The sequence below is a fragment of the Pseudomonas sp. MN1F genome (genome assembly GCF_009391885.1).
Classification (GTDB): domain Bacteria; phylum Pseudomonadota; class Gammaproteobacteria; order Pseudomonadales; family Pseudomonadaceae; genus Aquipseudomonas.
In genome coordinates, this window is record NZ_VZII01000031.1 from 25,136 (window position 1) to 41,521 (window position 16,386).

Here is a 16,386-nt window from a genome sequence, read left to right on the forward strand (position 1 = left end):
TGAAGGTCAGACGCGGAACTGGCTGACCAGCATCTGCAAGTGACCACCCAGGCGCGCCAGTTCTACGCTGGACGCCGCCGTCTCATCACTGGCCGCCGCGGTCTGCTCCGACACATCCCGTACATTCAGGATGCTGCGGCTGATTTCTTCAGCCACCGCACTCTGCTGCTCGGCCGCTGCCGCGATCTGCTGGTTCATCGACTGGATGCTCGACACCGTGCTGGTGATGTTCTCCAGCGAAGCACCAGCCTTGCGCGCCAGCTCCACACTGCTGTCGGTCAAGGTGCGGCTGCCCTGCATGGCATTGGCCACCTGCAGAGTGCCGTGCTGCAGGCTGGCCACCAGTTCTTCGATCTCTTCGGTGGACTTCTGCGTACGCTGGGCCAGGCCACGTACTTCGTCGGCGACCACGGCAAAACCACGGCCGGCTTCACCGGCACGGGCCGCTTCGATCGCGGCGTTGAGCGCCAGCAGGTTGGTCTGCTCGGCCACCGACTTGATCACGTCCATCACGCTGCCGATCTTCTGGCTTTCCTGCTGCAGCAGGTTCATGGCCTCGGTGGAGCGGTGCACTTCCTCGGCCAGGCGTTCGATCTGGCTGATTGCCTCGCCAACCACGCGGTCACCGGCACGGGCCTCGTCGTCGGCACCGGTGGCGGCATGGGAAGCCTGCTCGGCGTTGCGCGCCACTTCCTGAACGGTAGCGGCCATTTCATGCATGGCGGTGGCCACCTGGTCGGTTTCGACCTTCTGGCTGTTGGCACCGGCGCTGGTCTGTTCGGTCACCGCCGACAGCTCTTCGGCGGCGCTGGCGATCTGGGTGACGCCGTCACGGATGCCGCTGATCAGCTCGCGCAGGGTCGTGCCCATGCGTGCGATGCCTTGTTGCAGCACGCCGATTTCGTCGCGGCGGGTGACGCGCAGGTCGTGGGTCAGGTCGCCACCGGCGATGCGTTCCACCGCTTGCAGGGTATCGCGCAGCGGGCGGGTGATCTGGCGGGTGATGACCACGGCGGCGATGACACCAGCCAGCAGGGCCAGCAGCGTGGCAATGGCCTGCAGGCTGCGGGCCTGGGCGCTCTCGGCATCGCGGCGTTCCAGCTGGATGCTGTACAGCGCGTCGCTGCGCTTGACGATATCGGCACCCTGCACGGTCATTTCTGCGCGGGCGACGGTGATTTCGGCGACCGCATCGCGGAACTGGCGCACGGCATCGCGGTAGGCCTGCACCGATTGCTCGAACTGCTGCACGCGGGTGGCTTCAGCTGGCAGCTGGCGCTTGAGGTTGTCGATATCGGCCAGCGCACCTTCCAGCTGGCGCAGGGCGGCCTGCTCGTTGGCGGTGGTGTTGTCGGCGATGTAGCCGCGCACGTCGACGCGCACTTGCAGCAATTGCTGGCGTGCCTTGCTGATCAGCTGGTACTGGGCCAGGCGCACGCTGTCAGCCTCGGGGCGGGACATGACGTCCTGGCTGAGCGATTCCATGGCGTCATCGGCCTTGGCGGCCGACACGTTCATCGCATCCCGGGCAGCCAGCGAGCTCTTGTAGCCGGCGCGCATCTTGTTCAGCGACACCTTGTACTCGCTGATGGTTTGCCCCAGATCCTTGAGCAGCGCGACGTTGGCCGGGCTGGTGAAAGTGGTGACCAGGTATTGCTGCTGCTTGCTGAAGGCGTCGAGCTTGGCCTGGGTGTTGGCAGCGGCGGCGTCATCCCCATTGGCGATCATGTATTGCAGGCGCGCAATGCGCAGGTCGGTCAGGTCCTTGTTGAGCTGGCCGATGTCGCCCATCCAGTTGCTGCGGTCAATCAGGCTGCCCAGGCTGGTCCAGCCAGTCAGGGCCAGCAGGCCGGTTAGAAACAGCACCAGGCCGAAGCCCAGGCCAAGTTTGAGGTTGACGCTGATGTTGGCAAACCAGCAGTTCATGCACGCTCTCCAGAAAATTCATTCGCTCACTTGATCATCAATCGCAGGGCGTTGTTGTTCTGGGGCCCGCTGATTCGTGCAGGTGTTATCGGCACGGCACAGCGAAAGCTGAATCGCTTTTTCAGCTGATTTGCAATGTTGTGAAAACGTTTGCGTTTTGGAGATCGCTGAGGGCCGCAAAGCGGACCCCAGGATTTCAAAGGCTACGCGCGCCGAAGGTATCGCAGCTGTTCACATTCCCTTGGGCAAACCCGGCCTTGAACCAGCGCACCCGCTGCGCCGAGGTGCCATGGGTGAACGAATCGGGCACCACGCGCCCTTGACCCTGCTGCTGCAGGCGGTCATCACCAATGGCATTGGCCGCATTCAGCGCCTCTTCAACATCACCCGGCTCCAGCCAGTTCAGCCGCTTCTGCGCCTGATACGCCCACACGCCGGCCAGGCAGTCAGCCTGCAGTTCCTGGCGCACCAGCAGGCCATTGTCGCCTTCCATGCGCTGGCCGTTGCGCCGTGCGGCATCGACCTTGGCCGATAAACCCAGCAAGGTCTGCACGTGGTGGCCGATCTCGTGGGCGATCACGTAGGCCTGGGCGAAGTCGCCGGCCGCAGCGAAGCGGGTTTCCATTTCGCGGAAGAACGACATGTCCAGGTAGACCCGCTGATCGGCCGGGCAATAGAACGGCCCGACTGCTGCGGAAGCAAAGCCGCAGGCCGAATTCACCTGGCCGCTGAACAGCACCAGCTTGGGGTCGCGGTACTGCTTGCCGGCCTGGGCAAACAGGGCCTTCCAGGTGTCTTCCGTGTCGCCGAGGATCGAGGCGACGAACTGCGCTTGTTCGTCGTTGGCCGGCGGTGCCTTGCCGCCAGCACCGCTCGGCGCTGCTTGCTGTTGCTGTTGATCCATCTGCCCGGCGAGCTGGCCAAGGATCTGCAAGGGGTCCTGGCCGGTCAGCCAGCCGATGCCGACGATCAGCAGCACTGCGCCGAGCCCCAACCCCTTGCCGCCGCCAAAGCGCATGCCACCGCCACCGCCACCTTCGCCGCGAGCATCGACCACGTTGTCGCTGCGCCGGCCTTTTCGCCATTCCATGAGGTGCTCTCCAGAGCGTGAAACATGGGGATAAAGATTAGATCACCCCAGGCAAAGCCACTAATACATAACCATTCGGTTATGTAATTGGCGGCTGATTTCAATATTCATCCCGCGCGACCTATCTGAAACTGCAAGTCCGCCTGCCGTGTACAGGCGTTTTCATAATTCCAAGAGAGGAATCCGGCATGCCCGCCCAGGACAACAGCCGCTTTGTGATCCGTGATCGCAACTGGCACCCCAAGGCCCTGACGCCCGACTACAAGACTTCCATTGCCCGCTCGCCGCGCCAGGCACTGGTCAGCATCCCGCAGTCGATCAGCGAAACCACCGGCCCGGACTTTTCCCACCTGGGCTTCGGTGCCCATGACCATGACCTGCTGCTGAACTTCAATAACGGTGGCCTGCCGATCGGCGAGCGCATCATCGTTGCCGGCCGCGTCGTCGACCAGTACGGCAAGCCTGTGCCGAATACCCTGGTGGAGATGTGGCAAGCCAACGCCGGTGGCCGCTATCGCCACAAGAACGACCGCTACCTGGCGCCGCTGGACCCGAACTTCGGTGGCGTCGGACGTTGCCTGACCGACCGCGACGGCTACTACAGCTTCCGCACCATCAAGCCGGGCCCGTACCCATGGCGCAACGGCCCGAACGACTGGCGCCCGGCGCACATCCACTTCGCCATCAGCGGCCCGTCGATCGCCACCAAGCTGATCACCCAGTTGTATTTCGAAGGTGACCCGCTGATCCCGATGTGCCCGATCGTCAAGTCGATCGCCAACCCTGAAGCCGTCCAGCAGTTGATCGCCAAGCTCGACATGAGCAACGCCAACCCGATGGACTGCCTGGCGTACCGCTTCGACATCGTGCTGCGCGGCCAGCGCAAGACCCACTTCGAAAACTGCTGAGGACCCCGCCATGCCAATCGAACTGCTGCCGGAAACCCCCTCGCAGACCGCCGGCCCCTACGTGCACATCGGCCTGGCCCTGGAAGCGGCCGGTAACCCGACCCGTGATCAGGAAATCTGGAACCGCCTGGCCAAACCAGACGCCCCGGGTGAGCACATCCTGTTGATCGGCCAGGTGTATGACGGCAATGGCCACCTGGTGCGTGATTCGTTCCTGGAACTGTGGCAGGCCGACGCCAATGGCCAGTACCAGGATGCCTACAACCTGGAAAACGCCTTCAACAGCTTTGGCCGCACCGCCACCACCTTCGATGCCGGTGAGTGGACTGTGCACACGGTCAAGCCAGGTGTGGTGAACAATGCTGCGGGCGTGCCAATGGCGCCGCACATCAACATCAGCCTGTTTGCCCGGGGGATCAACATCCATCTGCACACGCGCCTGTATTTCGATGATGAGGCCCAGGCCAATGCCAAGTGCCCGGTGCTCAACCTGATCGAGCAGCCGCAGCGCCGCGAGACCTTGATTGCCAAGCGTTGCGAGGTAGATGGGAAGACGGCGTATCGCTTCGATATCCGTATTCAGGGGGAAGGGGAGACGGTCTTCTTCGACTTCTGATTCAAGATTTTTGGGGCCGCTTTGCGGCCCATCGCCGGCAAGCGCGGCTCCCACATTGGCCGGTGTACGCCGATCAAGGTGGGAGCCGCGCTTGCCGGCGATGGGCTGCAAGGCAGCCCCGGCGATCTGAAAGTCAGCGCCGAACCAGCAGGACGCCACTTTCCATATGGTGGGTGTAGGGGAACTGGTCAAACAACGCACAACGCTCAATGCGGTGCGTGTCCTGCAACTGGGCAATGTTCGCCGCCAGCGTCTCCGGATTGCACGAGATGTACAGAATCCTTTCAAAACGCCGGGTCAGTTCGCAGGTGTCCGGGTCCATCCCTGCCCGCGGCGGGTCGACGAACACGGTGCCGAACTCGTAGCTTTTCAGGTCGATCCCTTCCAGCCGGCGGAACGGCCGCACCTCGTTCAGCGCCTGGGTCAGCTCTTCCGCCGACAGGCGCACCAGCCGCACGTTATCCACAGCGTTCTCGTCAAGGTTGCTCAGCGCGGCATTGACCGAGGTCTTGCTGATCTCGGTGGCCAGCACCTGGCGCACGCGGGTGGCCAGCGGCAGGGTGAAGTTGCCGTTGCCGCAATACAGCTCCAGCAAGTCGTCCTCACGCTCGCCGATAGCCTCGAACGCCCAGCTCAGCATCTTCTGGTTCACCGCGCCGTTGGGCTGGGTGAACGCGCCTTCTGGCTGGCGGTAGCTGAATACGCGACCGGCGACATCGAGCTTTTCCACAGCATAGTCGCGGCCGATCACCAGGCGCTTGCCCTTCGAACGGCCGATCACGCTCACGCCGAGGTCTTCGGCCAGCTGACGGGCAGCCACTTCCCAAGCTTCGTCCAGCGGGCGGTGGTAGCACATCGTGACCATGGCGTCGCCGGCCAGGGTGGTGAGGAACTCCACCTGGAACAGGCGATTGCCCAGTTCCTCGCTGGCCTGCCAAGCGGCTTTCAGGCGCGGCATCAGCTCATTGATGCGTTGGCTGGCGATGGGGAAGTCGTCGATCAGGATCGCCTTGTGCTTGTCGCCCGGGGCGAACATCGCGTAGTGGCGCTGGCCATCCTCGCGCCACAGGCGGAACTCGGCGCGCAGGCGGTAATGCTCGCGCGGTGAGTCGAAAACGGCCGGTTCCGGCGCGCCGAAGGGCGCCAGCAGCTCGCGCAGGCGGGCGACTTTGCCTTCCAGCTGGGTGTCGTAGGCGGTGGGATCGAAGACAGCACTCATGCGTTGAACCAGCCCAGCTTGATGACGAACAGAATGGAAAGGATCACCAGGGCCGGGTTCAGGTCGCGGTGACGGCCAGAGATCAGCTTGACGGCGGTCCAGGAAATGAAACCGAAGGCGATGCCGTTGGCGATCGAGTAAGTCAGCGGCATGGCCAAGGCGGTCACCACCACCGGCGCGGCCTCGGTGACGTCGTCCCAGTTGATTTCCGCCAGGCCCGAAGCCATCAGCACGGCGACGAACAGCAGCGCCGGGGCCGTGGCAAAGGCCGGCACGCTACCGGCCAGCGGGGCGAAGAACAGCGCCAGCAGGAACAGGATGGCGACCACGATGGCGGTCAGGCCGGTGCGGCCCCCGGCGCTTACGCCAGCTGCGGATTCGATATAGCTGGTGGTGGTCGAGGTGCCCAGCAGCGAACCTGCCATGGCGGCGGTGCTGTCGGCGATCAGGGCACGGCCCATCTTCGGCATGTGGCCGTCCTTGCCCATCAGGCCGGCGCGCTTGGCCACACCGATCAGGGTGCCGGAGTTGTCGAACAGGTCGACGAACAGGAAGGCGAAGATCACGCTGACCAGGCCCACGTCGAGGGCGCCCTTGATGTCCAGCTGGAGGAAGGTCGGTGCCAGCGATGGCGGCATCGAGACCACGCCACCGAACGGCGTCACGCCCATCAGGATCGAGGCGATGGTCACGGCCAGAATGCCGATCAGCACGGCGCCACGGACCTTCAGCGACTCGAGGCCGACGATCAGGAAGAAGCCCAGCGTGGCGAGGATTGGCGCCGGTTGCTTGAGGTCGCCCAGGCCCACCAGGGTCGCCGGGTTATCGACGACGATGCCGGCGTTATGCAGGGCGATGAACGCCAGGAACAGGCCGATACCTGCAGCAATCGCCGAACGCAGCGGCAGCGGGATGCTGTTCACGATCCACTCGCGGATACGGAAGATCGACAGCAGGAAGAACATCACCGCCGAGAGGAACACCGCGCCCAGTGCCACCTGCCAGGTGTGGCCCATGTGCAGGACCACCGTGTAGGTGAAGAATGCGTTCAGGCCCATGCCCGGCGCCAGGGCGATCGGGTAGTTGGCGATCAGGCCCATGGTGGTCGAGCCGATGGCGGCAGCCAGGCAGGTGGCGACGAAGATCGCGCCTTTGTCCATGCCGGTCTCGCCGAGGATACTCGGGTTGACGAACAGGATGTAGGCCATGGCCAGGAAGGTGGTGACGCCCGCAAGAATCTCGGTGCGCACATTGGTGTTGTGTGCTTTTAGTTGAAACAGCCTTTCCAGCATGCCCGCTCCCCAGGGCGCCCTCGCGCCGTGAATGTATCGACCCCATCAGCAAAGCACAGACCGTAGCCGATGCCGTGGTTTTGTGTGGGGCGGAAAAAAGCCGCGCATCATACCAGCATGCTCGGCGGGGGCCTATCGCCGTTGGGAGCAGGCAAGCGATCAGCCGTTGTGCAAGCGATCGCGCTTGGCCAGCGAGGGGAACAGTTTTATCCACACCCCGGTCACCACCAGGGTGCCGACCCCGCCCAGCACCACCGCCGGCACCGTGCCGAACCAGTGCGCCGTCACCCCGGATTCGAACTCACCCAGCTGGTTCGAAGCGCCGATGAACAACCCGTTCACCGCGCTCACCCGCCCACGCATCTCGTCAGGTGTCTCCAGCTGCACGAAGGCGCCGCGGATCACCATGCTGATCATGTCCGCCGCGCCCAGCACCACCAGCACCGCCAGCGAGAACCAGAACGAGGTCGACAGGCCAAAGGCGATGGTTGCCACGCCGAACAGCCCGACCGCAGTGAACATGGTGCGGCCGACCTTGCGTTCGACCGGGAACCGCGCCAGCCACAGCGACATCAGCAGTGCCCCCACCGCTGGCGCCGAGCGCAGCAGGCCCAGGCCCCACGGGCCGGTAAGCAGGATGTCCTTGGCAAACACCGGCAGCAGGGCGGTGGCGCCACCGAGCAGCACCGCGAACAGGTCCAGCGAGATGGCCCCGAGGATGTCGGGCCGGCTGCGGATGAAGCGGATTCCGGCCATCAGTGATTCGATACTGGCGCGGCCACGCTGCGGCACCTGCTGGCGTGAGTCGAGGCTGAGCATCAGCAGGCAGGCGATGGCGTACAGGGCGACAGTCGGGCCGTACACCCAGATGCTGCCGAAGGCGTACAGCAAGCCACCCACGGCCGGGGCGACGATGGTGGCCGCCTGGGTCGCCGAGGCCGAGGCCGCCACCGCCCGCGGAAACAGCCCCGGCGGCACCACGTTGGGCAGCAGCGCCTGGGTCGCCGGCATCTCGAACGAGCGGGTGGCACCGAGCAGGAAGGCCAGAACGAAGATCAGCTCACGGCTGACGTTGTCGGTGGCGCTGCCCACCGCCAGTGCCAGTGCAATCAGCCCTTGCAAGGTCTGGCACAGCGCCGCGACCTTGCGCCGGTCATAGCGGTCGGCGACGTGCCCGGTGTGCAGCATGAACAGCACCCGCGGGGCGAATTCGACCAGGCCGACCAAGCCCAGGTCGAGCACATTGCCGGTCAGCTGGTAGAGGTGCCAGCCAATGGCCACTGTCAGCATCTGGAAGCCGCTGGCGGTGAACACCCGGGCCAGCCAGAAGGCGATGAAAGGGCGGTGATGACGCAACAACTGCGGTGCGGAATCGGACATCGGAAACCTGTTGGCCTCGGCGCAGTAGAGGGGCCCGCAGCGTATCATCTGTTTGTAACAAGCGGTTACTGTTTACCGTGATCGGCACTTTTTCAAGTCGCGCGAAAGGGGGTGGGGCAACCGGTCACGCGGCAAACCACCACACGGCCCTGCGGGCCATTCGGGACTATGCTTCCTAGCAGTCGTTGATCTGGATCAATCGTTGCTCTTGCAACAAACGGGCAACAAACGGGCAACAAACGGACAACGAATTGGCCTTTGGGCCGGAATCCCTGCGATCGAACAGAACAATTCCAACGTGCCGCACTCGACTACCGTGGGGGCAGTGGGCGACGGGGCCACAGGCCCGGACGCCGGATTATCTGAAGAGGAAGCACCATGTTCGGAATAGAGGCCTTAGAGCTCGCCCGAATGCAGTTTGCCTTTACCGTGTCGTTCCACATCCTGTTCCCGGCCATCACCATCGGCCTGGCGAGCTACCTGGCAGTCCTCGAAGGCCTATGGCTGCGGACCCACAACCAGGTCTACCGTGACCTCTACCACTTCTGGTCGAAGATCTTCGCCGTCAACTTCGGCATGGGCGTGGTCTCCGGCCTGGTCATGGCCTACCAGTTCGGCACCAACTGGAGCCGTTTCTCCGACTTCGCAGGCGCCATTACCGGCCCGTTGCTCACCTATGAAGTGCTCACCGCCTTCTTCCTGGAGGCAGGTTTCCTTGGCGTCATGCTGTTCGGCTGGAACCGTGTTGGCCGTGGCCTGCACTTCTTTTCCACGGTGATGGTCGCGCTCGGCACCCTGGTCTCGACCTTCTGGATTCTCGCCTCCAACAGCTGGATGCAGACCCCGCAGGGCCACGAGATCATTGATGGCCGGGTGGTGCCGGTGGACTGGCTAGCGGTAGTGTTCAACCCGTCGTTCCCCTATCGGCTGATGCACATGGCCACCGCCGCGTTCGTTTCCACGGCGTTCTTCGTCGGTGCTTCGGCGGCCTGGCACCTGCTGCGCGGGCGTGACAACCCGGCCGTGCGCAAGATGCTGTCGATGGCCATGTGGATGGCCCTGATCGTGGCCCCCATCCAGGCGGTGATCGGTGACTTCCATGGGCTCAACACCCTCAAGCACCAGCCGGTGAAGATCGCCGCGATCGAGGGCCACTGGGAGAACGTGCCCGGTGAGCCGACCCCGCTGATCCTGTTCGGCATCCCCGACATGAAGGCCGAAACCACCCGCTTCAAAGTCGAGATCCCGGCGCTCGGCAGCCTGATCCTGACCCACAGCCTGGACAAGCAGGTGCCGGCGATGAAGGAGTTCCCGCCTGAGGACCGGCCCAACTCGACCATTGTGTTCTGGTCGTTCCGGGTCATGGTCGGGCTCGGCTTCCTGATGATCTTCGTCGGGCTGTGGAGCCTCTGGCTGCGCAAACGCGGCACCCTCTATACCTCGCGGCCGTTCCTGTACCTGGCCCTGTGGATGGGCCCGTCCGGGCTGATCGCGCTGCTCGCCGGCTGGTTCACCACCGAAATCGGCCGCCAGCCGTGGGTGGTGTATGGCCTGATGCGCACCGCCGACGGTGTGTCCAACCACAGTTATGCACAGCTCGGCTTCACCCTGGTGGCGTTCGTGGTGGTGTACTTCGCCCTGTTCGGCACTGGCCTGGGCTACATGATGCGCCTGGTGCGCAAAGGTCCGCAGACCGGCGAGGGTGATGAACACAACCCCGGGGGGCCTGGCACCCAACGTACGCCGGCGCGGCCGCTGTCCGCCGCCGATGAGGGCCATGAGGCCGAGTCCGCCAGCCTGAGCAAGGGGAACTGAGCCATGGGTATCGACCTTCCGCTGATCTGGGCCGTGATCATCATCTTCGGCGTCATGATGTACGTGGTGATGGATGGTTTCGACCTGGGGATCGGCATGCTCTTCCCTTTTGTCAAAGGCGAGCGTGACCGCGATGTGATGATGAATACCGTCGCCCCCGTCTGGGACGGCAACGAAACCTGGTTGGTGCTGGGCGGCGCCGGGCTGTTCGGGGCGTTCCCGATGGCCTATGCCGTGGTACTCGAAGCGCTGTACCTGCCGCTGATCCTGATGCTGATCGGCCTGATCTTCCGTGGCGTGGCCTTCGAGTTCCGCTTCAAGGCCAAGGCCGACAAGCGTCATGTATGGGACAAGGCGTTCATCGGCGGCTCGCTGGTCGCCACCTTCTTCCAGGGCGTGGCGCTGGGCGCCTTCCTCGAAGGCTTCAAGGTGGTCGACCGGCACTTCGCCGGTGGCACCCTCGACTGGCTGACACCGTTCAGCCTGTTCTGCGGCCTTGGCCTGATCGTCGCCTACACCTTGCTGGGCTGTACCTGGCTGATCATGAAGACCGAGGGCGATCTGCAACTGAAGATGCATGACCTCGCCCGGCCGCTGGCGCTGGTGCTGCTGGCGGTGATCGGCATCGTCAGCCTGTGGACCCCGATCGCGTATCCACAGATTGCCGACCGCTGGTTCAGCATGCCCAACCTGTTCTGGTTCATGCCGGTGCCGCTGCTGGTGCTGGTGACCTTCTACGGCTTGCTCAAGGCGGTGGCGCGCAATGCGCACTACACGCCGTTCCTGCTGACCCTGGTGCTGATCTTCCTGGGTTACAGCGGGCTGGGCATCAGCCTGTGGCCGAACATCATCCCGCCGTCGATCTCGATCTGGGATGCCGCCGCGCCGCCGCAGAGCCAGGGCTTCATGCTGGTGGGCACGCTGTTCATCCTGCCGTTCATCCTCATGTACACCTTCTGGAGCTACTACGTGTTCCGTGGCAAGGTGACCCATGAAGATGGCTATCACTAGGAGGGCCACAGGATGACCGGTAAACATGGCCTGGAAGACAAGAAACCGCTGTGGCAGCGGCTGGGTTGGCTGGTGCTGATCTGGGCGATGAGCGTGGCGGCCCTGGGCGTGGCCGCCTGGGTGATGCGGCTGTTCATGGGGGCAGCAGGCCTCACCACCCATTGAGTGAAAGGGGGGCGCCTGGCGCCCCCTGCCTTATTTGCGGGCCTTGAGGATCACGAACTTCGGCGTCGCAGCGACTTGCTCCACGCCACGGAACAGCCGCGCCAGCTTGCTGTGATAGCCCAGGTGGCGGTTGCCGACGATATACAGCGCGCCGCCCACCACCAGCGCCTCGCGTGCCTGCTGGAACATGCGCCAGGCGAGGAAGTCACCCACCACCTGCTGTTGATGGAAAGGTGGGTTGCACAGCACCACGTCCAGCGACTGTTTTTCCACCCCGGCCAGGCCATCCCCCGGCATGACCGTGACTGGCCGCTCACCCAAGGCAGCTTGCCAGTTCTCCAGCGCCGACTGCACCGCCATGTACGATTCATCGACCAGGGTGAACTGCGCATCCGGGTTGGCCAGCGCGCTGGCAATGGCCAGCACGCCGTTGCCGCAGCCCAGGTCGGCTACGCGGGCGTTGCCCAGGTCGCGCGGCAGGTGGGGCAGAAAGGCACGGGTGCCGATATCCAGGCCTTCGCGGCAGAACACGTTGGCATGGTTGAGCAGTTCCAGTGCCGGCGTGTCGAGCCGGTAGCAAGTGGGGTAGGGCGACTTTGCAGCGGGGCGTTCGGCAACCGTGGCGGTCAGCAGGCGGGCCTTTTTCTGCGCCAGCGAAGCCTGCACCGGGCCGATGTACTTTTCCATCAGGTCGCCGGCCGCACGCGGCAGGTGCTTGATCATGGCTCCGGCAATCACCTGGGCGCCGGGTGCCAGGTGGCCTTGCAGGCGGATCAGTTGTTCTTCGAGCAGGGCCAGGGTCTTCGGCACGCGCACCAGCACACGGTCAAACGGTCCTTGCCAGTGCTCGCTGGCCGGCACGAAGGGTACGCTGTCGAACGCCTTGCCATTGCGCGCCAGGTTTTTCTCCAGCGCCATGTGCGCCAGGTGCGAGTCGCCGCTGCTGACTACCTGCAGATGATCGACCAGGCTGGCGGCCAAGGCGCCGAAGCTGTCGTTGAGCACCAGTACCCGGCTGGCAGTGCCCAGGCCCTGGGCATGCAACTGCTCGAGCAGGTATTCATCGGCGGCATCGAAGGCCTGCAGCGGGTCGTTGGCCTGGTCCGGCTGGCGGATCAGGTCGAGTTCGGCGTAGGAGGTGGTCAACAGGGGCATGGCGTCTGGCTCGGGTACGGATCTGCCCATGGCGGTTCGCCACGAGCTTTGCTGCGCGATTCTACAGGGCTTTGCCCGAGGCCGCAGGCCTGGCTACTGTTCGATCAGGCCGCGCATCATGGCGATGGCGATGGCGCCGGCCTTGTTGGCGGCGTTGGTCTTGGTGATGACGCTGCGGATATGGAAGTTCACCGTGCTTTGCGACAGTGACAGGATGCAGGTGACGTCGGCGGCGGTCTTGCCGGCGGCCGACCACTTGAGCACTTCGATTTCGCGCTCGCTCATTTTCAGCGGCGCGCTGAGCTTGGACAGGTGATATTCGCTGATGATCGCGTGCAGGGTGTGGCACAGCCACTGCACCTTGCCGGCTTTGTCGTACAGCTCGGCGATGTTCACTGCGTTGCTTGGCCGGCAAATGCTGACCTGGCTCTCATTATGCTGAAGGTCATGCAAGGACTGCGTCCAGCCATGGCGCAGCCCGTGTGCGCAAGCTTGCTCGCGGAAGTCGGGTACTTCGCGGTACAGGTCGTCGGTCCATACTACCGGCATGGTCGAGGAGTGGCTTCGGGCCGCCGCTGCGTCCCGTTTGTAGAAGTCGTCACGCTGGTAGCGCTCGATCCATGCGACTGGATAGTTGCTGTAGAGGTACAGCCGTGGCGATTGCGCTGCCAGTTGAATGCGGACTTTCAGCCCCAGAAACATCATGTCCAGGTCTTGCGCCAGGTGCACAGCGAGGTCAAAAACCTTTTGCGGTGTGCTTTCGCTGATCAGCTGATGGAGATGCTCGTGATTCCATTGAAGCATCTGTCTCACTCCCTCGACGGTTACTGTTCCAATCCGTTTGCATACCGGGAGGATTGTAGGAAAAGTCCGAGCGTTGTGTTGGGATTTTTTGTTATAGAAGCCGCATCTTTCATTAAACCTGACGCGATCACCGTGTTGTGGCCCTACATTCCAGCGGTTTTTATCCGGGCCGCTTTGCGCGACACTGGGCGCACGCCTTACACGGAGCCCGACATGACCGCCAGTGCCGACAAATTTACCCGCCAGACCCTGCTCGACGTCCAGCCGCTGACGCCGAACCTGTTCAGCCTGCGGGTTACGCGCGATCCAGGGTTTCGCTTCCGGGCCGGCCAGTTCGCTCGGCTGGGCGTGACCAAGGCCGATGGCAGCGTGGTCTGGCGTGCCTATTCGATGGTCAGTGCCCCCCATGATGAATACCTCGATTTCTTTTCAATCGTGGTGCCGGGTGGCGAATTCACCAGCGAGCTGAGCCGCCTGGGCGAGGGCGATACCTTGTTGATCGACCGTCAGGCGTTCGGCTACCTGACCCTTGATCGCTTTGTCGGTGGCCGAGACCTGTGGCTGCTGGCGACCGGCACCGGCATCGCGCCCTTCATGTCGATCCTGCAGGACTTTGAAGCCTGGGAGCGTTTCGACGCCATCAAGCTGGTGTATTCGGTGCGCGAGGCGAAAGAGCTGGCGTATGTAGACGACATCGCCGGGTTGGAGCAGCGTGATTACCTGGCCGAATTCGCTGGCAAGCTGCAGTTCATTCCAGTGGTGACCCGTGAGCAGCACCCAGGGGCATTGAATGCGCGTATCACCACGCTGATCGAGAATGGCGAGCTGGAAAAGGCAGCGGGCCTGGCGCTGTCGCCCGAGCATTCGCGGATCATGCTGTGTGGCAACCCTGAGATGATCGACGAGACGCGCAAGGTGCTCAAGGCGCGTGACCTGCAACTGAGCCTGAGCAAGCGGCCGGGGCAGGTGGCGGTGGAAAACTACTGGTGATGCAAAGGGGCCGCCATGCGGCCCCCGCTATTTCAAGGCAAGCGATTCTGATTCTGCGCCTTGAGCAGGTCGCGAATCTCGGTCAGCAAGGTTTCCTGCGGCGTCGGTACCGGCGGTGCGGACGGCGCTGCGGCTTCTTCACGCTTGAGCTGGTTGATCGCTTTCACGCCCATGAAGATGGCGAAGGCAACGATGATGAAGTCGATCACGGTCTGGATGAACTTGCCATAGGCCAGGACCACGGCCGGTACATCACCTTCGGCAGCCTTCAGGGTGATTGCCAGGTCGCTGAAGTCGACGCCGCCGATCAGCAGCCCCAGTGGTGGCATCACCACGTCTCCGACGAACGAGGAGACGATCTTGCCAAAGGCCGCGCCGATGATGATACCGACCGCCATGTCGACGACATTACCTTTGACCGCGAAGGCCTTGAACTCACTGAGCATGCCCATGTTTGATTCCTTGTAACAAATGGTGAGGTTAACGCAGTGTAAGCCACTTGAACGCTTCATGCGTTGGCATCAGGGGTACTGACTGCGGTTAGAACGAATAGTTTTGTCGCATCTCGACCGGTTCGAGACACGTCGGCCTCGGCTATCATGGCGGTTTTTTCCAGGAGACCCTGCCCATGGCCAAGGCCAAGCGCTTGTATGGCTGCACCGAGTGCGGCGCGACCTTCCCCAAATGGGCCGGCCAGTGTGCCGACTGCGGGGCCTGGAACACCCTGGTCGAAACCATGATCGAGAGCGGCGGTGCGGCGGCCCCCAGCGGACGCGCCGGCTGGACCGGGCAGCAGGCGCAGATCAAGACCCTGGCCGAAGTCAGCGTCGAAGAGATCCCGCGCTTCACCACCAGCAGCACCGAACTCGACCGCGTGCTCGGCGGTGGCCTGGTCGATGGTTCGGTGGTGCTGATCGGCGGTGACCCGGGGATCGGCAAGTCGACCATCCTGCTGCAAACCCTGTGCAACATCGCCACAGCAATGCCCGCGTTGTACGTCACCGGTGAAGAGTCGCAGCAACAGGTGGCCATGCGCTCGCGGCGCCTGGGCCTGCCTCAGGAGCAGCTCAAGGTGATGACCGAGACCTGCATCGAAACCATCATCGCCACCGCGCGGGTGGAAAAGCCCCGGGTCATGGTGATCGACTCGATCCAGACCATCTTTACCGAGCAGTTGCAGTCCGCCCCCGGCGGCGTGGCCCAGGTCCGCGAGAGCACGGCGTTGCTGGTGCGTTATGCCAAGCAGAGCGGCACGGCAATCTTCCTGGTCGGCCACGTCACCAAGGAAGGCTCGCTGGCCGGGCCGCGCGTGCTGGAACACATGGTCGATACCGTGCTGTATTTCGAGGGCGAGTCCGACGGCCGCCTGCGCCTGTTGCGGGCTGTGAAGAACCGCTTTGGCGCGGTCAACGAACTGGGTGTGTTCGGCATGACCGACCGTGGCTTGAAAGAGGTGTCCAACCCGTCGGCAATCTTCCTCAACCGTACCCAGGAAGAAGTGCCCGGTAGCGTGGTCATGGCCACCTGGGAAGGTACCCGGCCGATGCTGGTCGAGGTGCAGGCGCTGGTCGATGACAGCCACCTGGCCAACCCGCGGCGGGTCACCTTGGGCCTGGACCAGAACCGCCTGGCCATGCTGCTGGCGGTATTGCACCGGCATGGTGGCATTCCCACCCACGACCAGGACGTGTTCCTCAACGTGGTCGGTGGGGTGAAGGTGCTGGAAACGGCCTCGGACCTGGCGTTGCTGGCAGCGGTGATGTCCAGCCTGCGCAACCGGCCGTTGGCCCATGGGCTGCTGGTGTTTGGCGAGATCGGCTTGTCTGGCGAGGTGCGGCCTGTGCCCAGTGGCCAGGAGCGCCTGAAAGAAGCGGCCAAGCATGGCTTCAAGCGTGCCATCGTGCCCAAGGGCAATGCGCCGAAGGAGCCGCCGGCGGGGTTGCAGGTGATTGCCGTGACCCGCCTGGAGCAGGCGCTGGATGCGTTGTTCGAATAAATGAAAAAGGGGGAGCCGA

At 63.6% G+C, this 16,386-nt stretch carries 15 protein-coding genes and 1 pseudogene; 7 read left to right on the plus strand and 9 right to left on the minus strand.

The annotated features are described in order from the left end of the window. Positions 1-6: 6 nt before the first annotated feature. The 3 genes and pseudogenes from F6X59_RS28990 to F6X59_RS15735 form a co-directional block, all read right to left on the minus strand. On the minus strand, positions 7-870 hold the full coding sequence (locus F6X59_RS28990; protein WP_372240407.1) for a methyl-accepting chemotaxis protein: 864 nt from the start codon (positions 868-870) through the stop codon (positions 7-9). Further along, positions 862-1,926: pseudogene (locus tag F6X59_RS28995) on the minus strand (methyl-accepting chemotaxis protein); the annotation flags it as partial. The gene F6X59_RS28990 and the pseudogene F6X59_RS28995, both read right to left, overlap by 9 nt. A gap of 196 nt (positions 1,927-2,122) precedes the next feature. Beyond that, a complete protein-coding gene (locus F6X59_RS15735; RefSeq protein ID WP_152957009.1) occupies positions 2,123-3,016 on the minus strand; it encodes a neutral zinc metallopeptidase in 894 nt (297 codons plus the stop codon). 188 nt (positions 3,017-3,204) lie between these two features. On the opposite strand from F6X59_RS15735, the gene pcaH reads away from it, so the two are divergent. Both pcaH and pcaG read left to right on the plus strand, forming a co-directional pair. After that, the gene (gene pcaH / locus F6X59_RS15740; protein ID WP_051100860.1) at positions 3,205-3,924 is read left to right on the plus strand and encodes a protocatechuate 3,4-dioxygenase subunit beta; all 720 of its coding nucleotides are present in this window, start codon (positions 3,205-3,207) and stop codon (positions 3,922-3,924) included. Positions 3,925-3,934: 10 nt separating this feature from the next. Further along, positions 3,935-4,540, plus strand: a complete 606-nt coding sequence (gene pcaG / locus F6X59_RS15745) for a protocatechuate 3,4-dioxygenase subunit alpha (protein ID WP_152957010.1) — start codon at positions 3,935-3,937, stop codon at positions 4,538-4,540. A 133-nt stretch (positions 4,541-4,673) separates the two neighbouring features. Here pcaG and trmA read toward each other — a convergent pair whose 3' ends face one another. From trmA to F6X59_RS15760, 3 genes are all read right to left on the minus strand, one after another. Continuing rightward, on the minus strand, positions 4,674-5,759 hold the full coding sequence (trmA, locus tag F6X59_RS15750; RefSeq protein WP_152957011.1) for a tRNA (uridine(54)-C5)-methyltransferase TrmA: 1,086 nt from the start codon (positions 5,757-5,759) through the stop codon (positions 4,674-4,676). Further along, entirely contained in the window at positions 5,756-7,051 is a 1,296-nt protein-coding gene (locus tag F6X59_RS15755) for an NCS2 family permease (protein WP_110639459.1), read from the minus strand. Before F6X59_RS15755 ends, trmA begins: the two co-directional genes overlap by 4 nt. A 159-nt stretch (positions 7,052-7,210) precedes the next feature. After that, complete coding sequence (locus F6X59_RS15760; RefSeq protein ID WP_152957012.1) at positions 7,211-8,431, minus strand: MFS transporter; 1,221 nt, start codon at positions 8,429-8,431, stop codon at positions 7,211-7,213. 378 nt (positions 8,432-8,809) lie between these two features. On the opposite strand from F6X59_RS15760, the gene F6X59_RS15765 reads away from it, so the two are divergent. The 3 genes from F6X59_RS15765 to F6X59_RS15775 are packed head-to-tail and all read left to right on the plus strand — an operon-like array spanning position 8,810 to position 11,422. Further along, complete coding sequence (locus F6X59_RS15765; protein WP_152957013.1) at positions 8,810-10,246, plus strand: cytochrome ubiquinol oxidase subunit I; 1,437 nt, start codon at positions 8,810-8,812, stop codon at positions 10,244-10,246. Positions 10,247-10,249: 3 nt separating this feature from the next. Continuing rightward, positions 10,250-11,257 (plus strand): cytochrome d ubiquinol oxidase subunit II, encoded by a 1,008-nt coding sequence (gene cydB / locus F6X59_RS15770; RefSeq protein ID WP_079226526.1) that lies wholly within the window; start codon positions 10,250-10,252, stop codon positions 11,255-11,257. A 12-nt stretch (positions 11,258-11,269) separates the two neighbouring features. Continuing rightward, positions 11,270-11,422, plus strand: a complete 153-nt coding sequence (locus tag F6X59_RS15775) for a DUF2474 domain-containing protein (protein WP_152957014.1) — start codon at positions 11,270-11,272, stop codon at positions 11,420-11,422. A gap of 30 nt (positions 11,423-11,452) precedes the next feature. Here the strand turns inward: F6X59_RS15775 and F6X59_RS15780 are convergent, their stop codons facing one another. Continuing rightward, positions 11,453-12,577: a methyltransferase gene (locus F6X59_RS15780; protein WP_152957061.1), complete on the minus strand. Its 1,125-nt coding sequence runs from the start codon at positions 12,575-12,577 to the stop codon at positions 11,453-11,455. A 93-nt stretch (positions 12,578-12,670) separates the two neighbouring features. Further along, positions 12,671-13,381 (minus strand): autoinducer binding domain-containing protein, encoded by a 711-nt coding sequence (locus F6X59_RS15785; protein WP_152957015.1) that lies wholly within the window; start codon positions 13,379-13,381, stop codon positions 12,671-12,673. 213 nt (positions 13,382-13,594) lie between these two features. Between F6X59_RS15785 and F6X59_RS15790 the strand changes: the two genes are divergently transcribed. Beyond that, complete coding sequence (locus F6X59_RS15790; protein ID WP_152957016.1) at positions 13,595-14,371, plus strand: ferredoxin--NADP reductase; 777 nt, start codon at positions 13,595-13,597, stop codon at positions 14,369-14,371. A 32-nt stretch (positions 14,372-14,403) separates the two neighbouring features. Here the strand turns inward: F6X59_RS15790 and mscL are convergent, their stop codons facing one another. After that, positions 14,404-14,823 (minus strand): large-conductance mechanosensitive channel protein MscL, encoded by a 420-nt coding sequence (gene mscL, locus F6X59_RS15795; RefSeq protein ID WP_152957017.1) that lies wholly within the window; start codon positions 14,821-14,823, stop codon positions 14,404-14,406. Positions 14,824-14,999: 176 nt separating this feature from the next. Here mscL and radA point away from each other — a divergent pair, with 176 nt between their 5' ends. Beyond that, positions 15,000-16,367: a DNA repair protein RadA gene (gene radA / locus F6X59_RS15800; RefSeq protein WP_152957018.1), complete on the plus strand. Its 1,368-nt coding sequence runs from the start codon at positions 15,000-15,002 to the stop codon at positions 16,365-16,367. Positions 16,368-16,386: the final 19 nt, after the last annotated feature.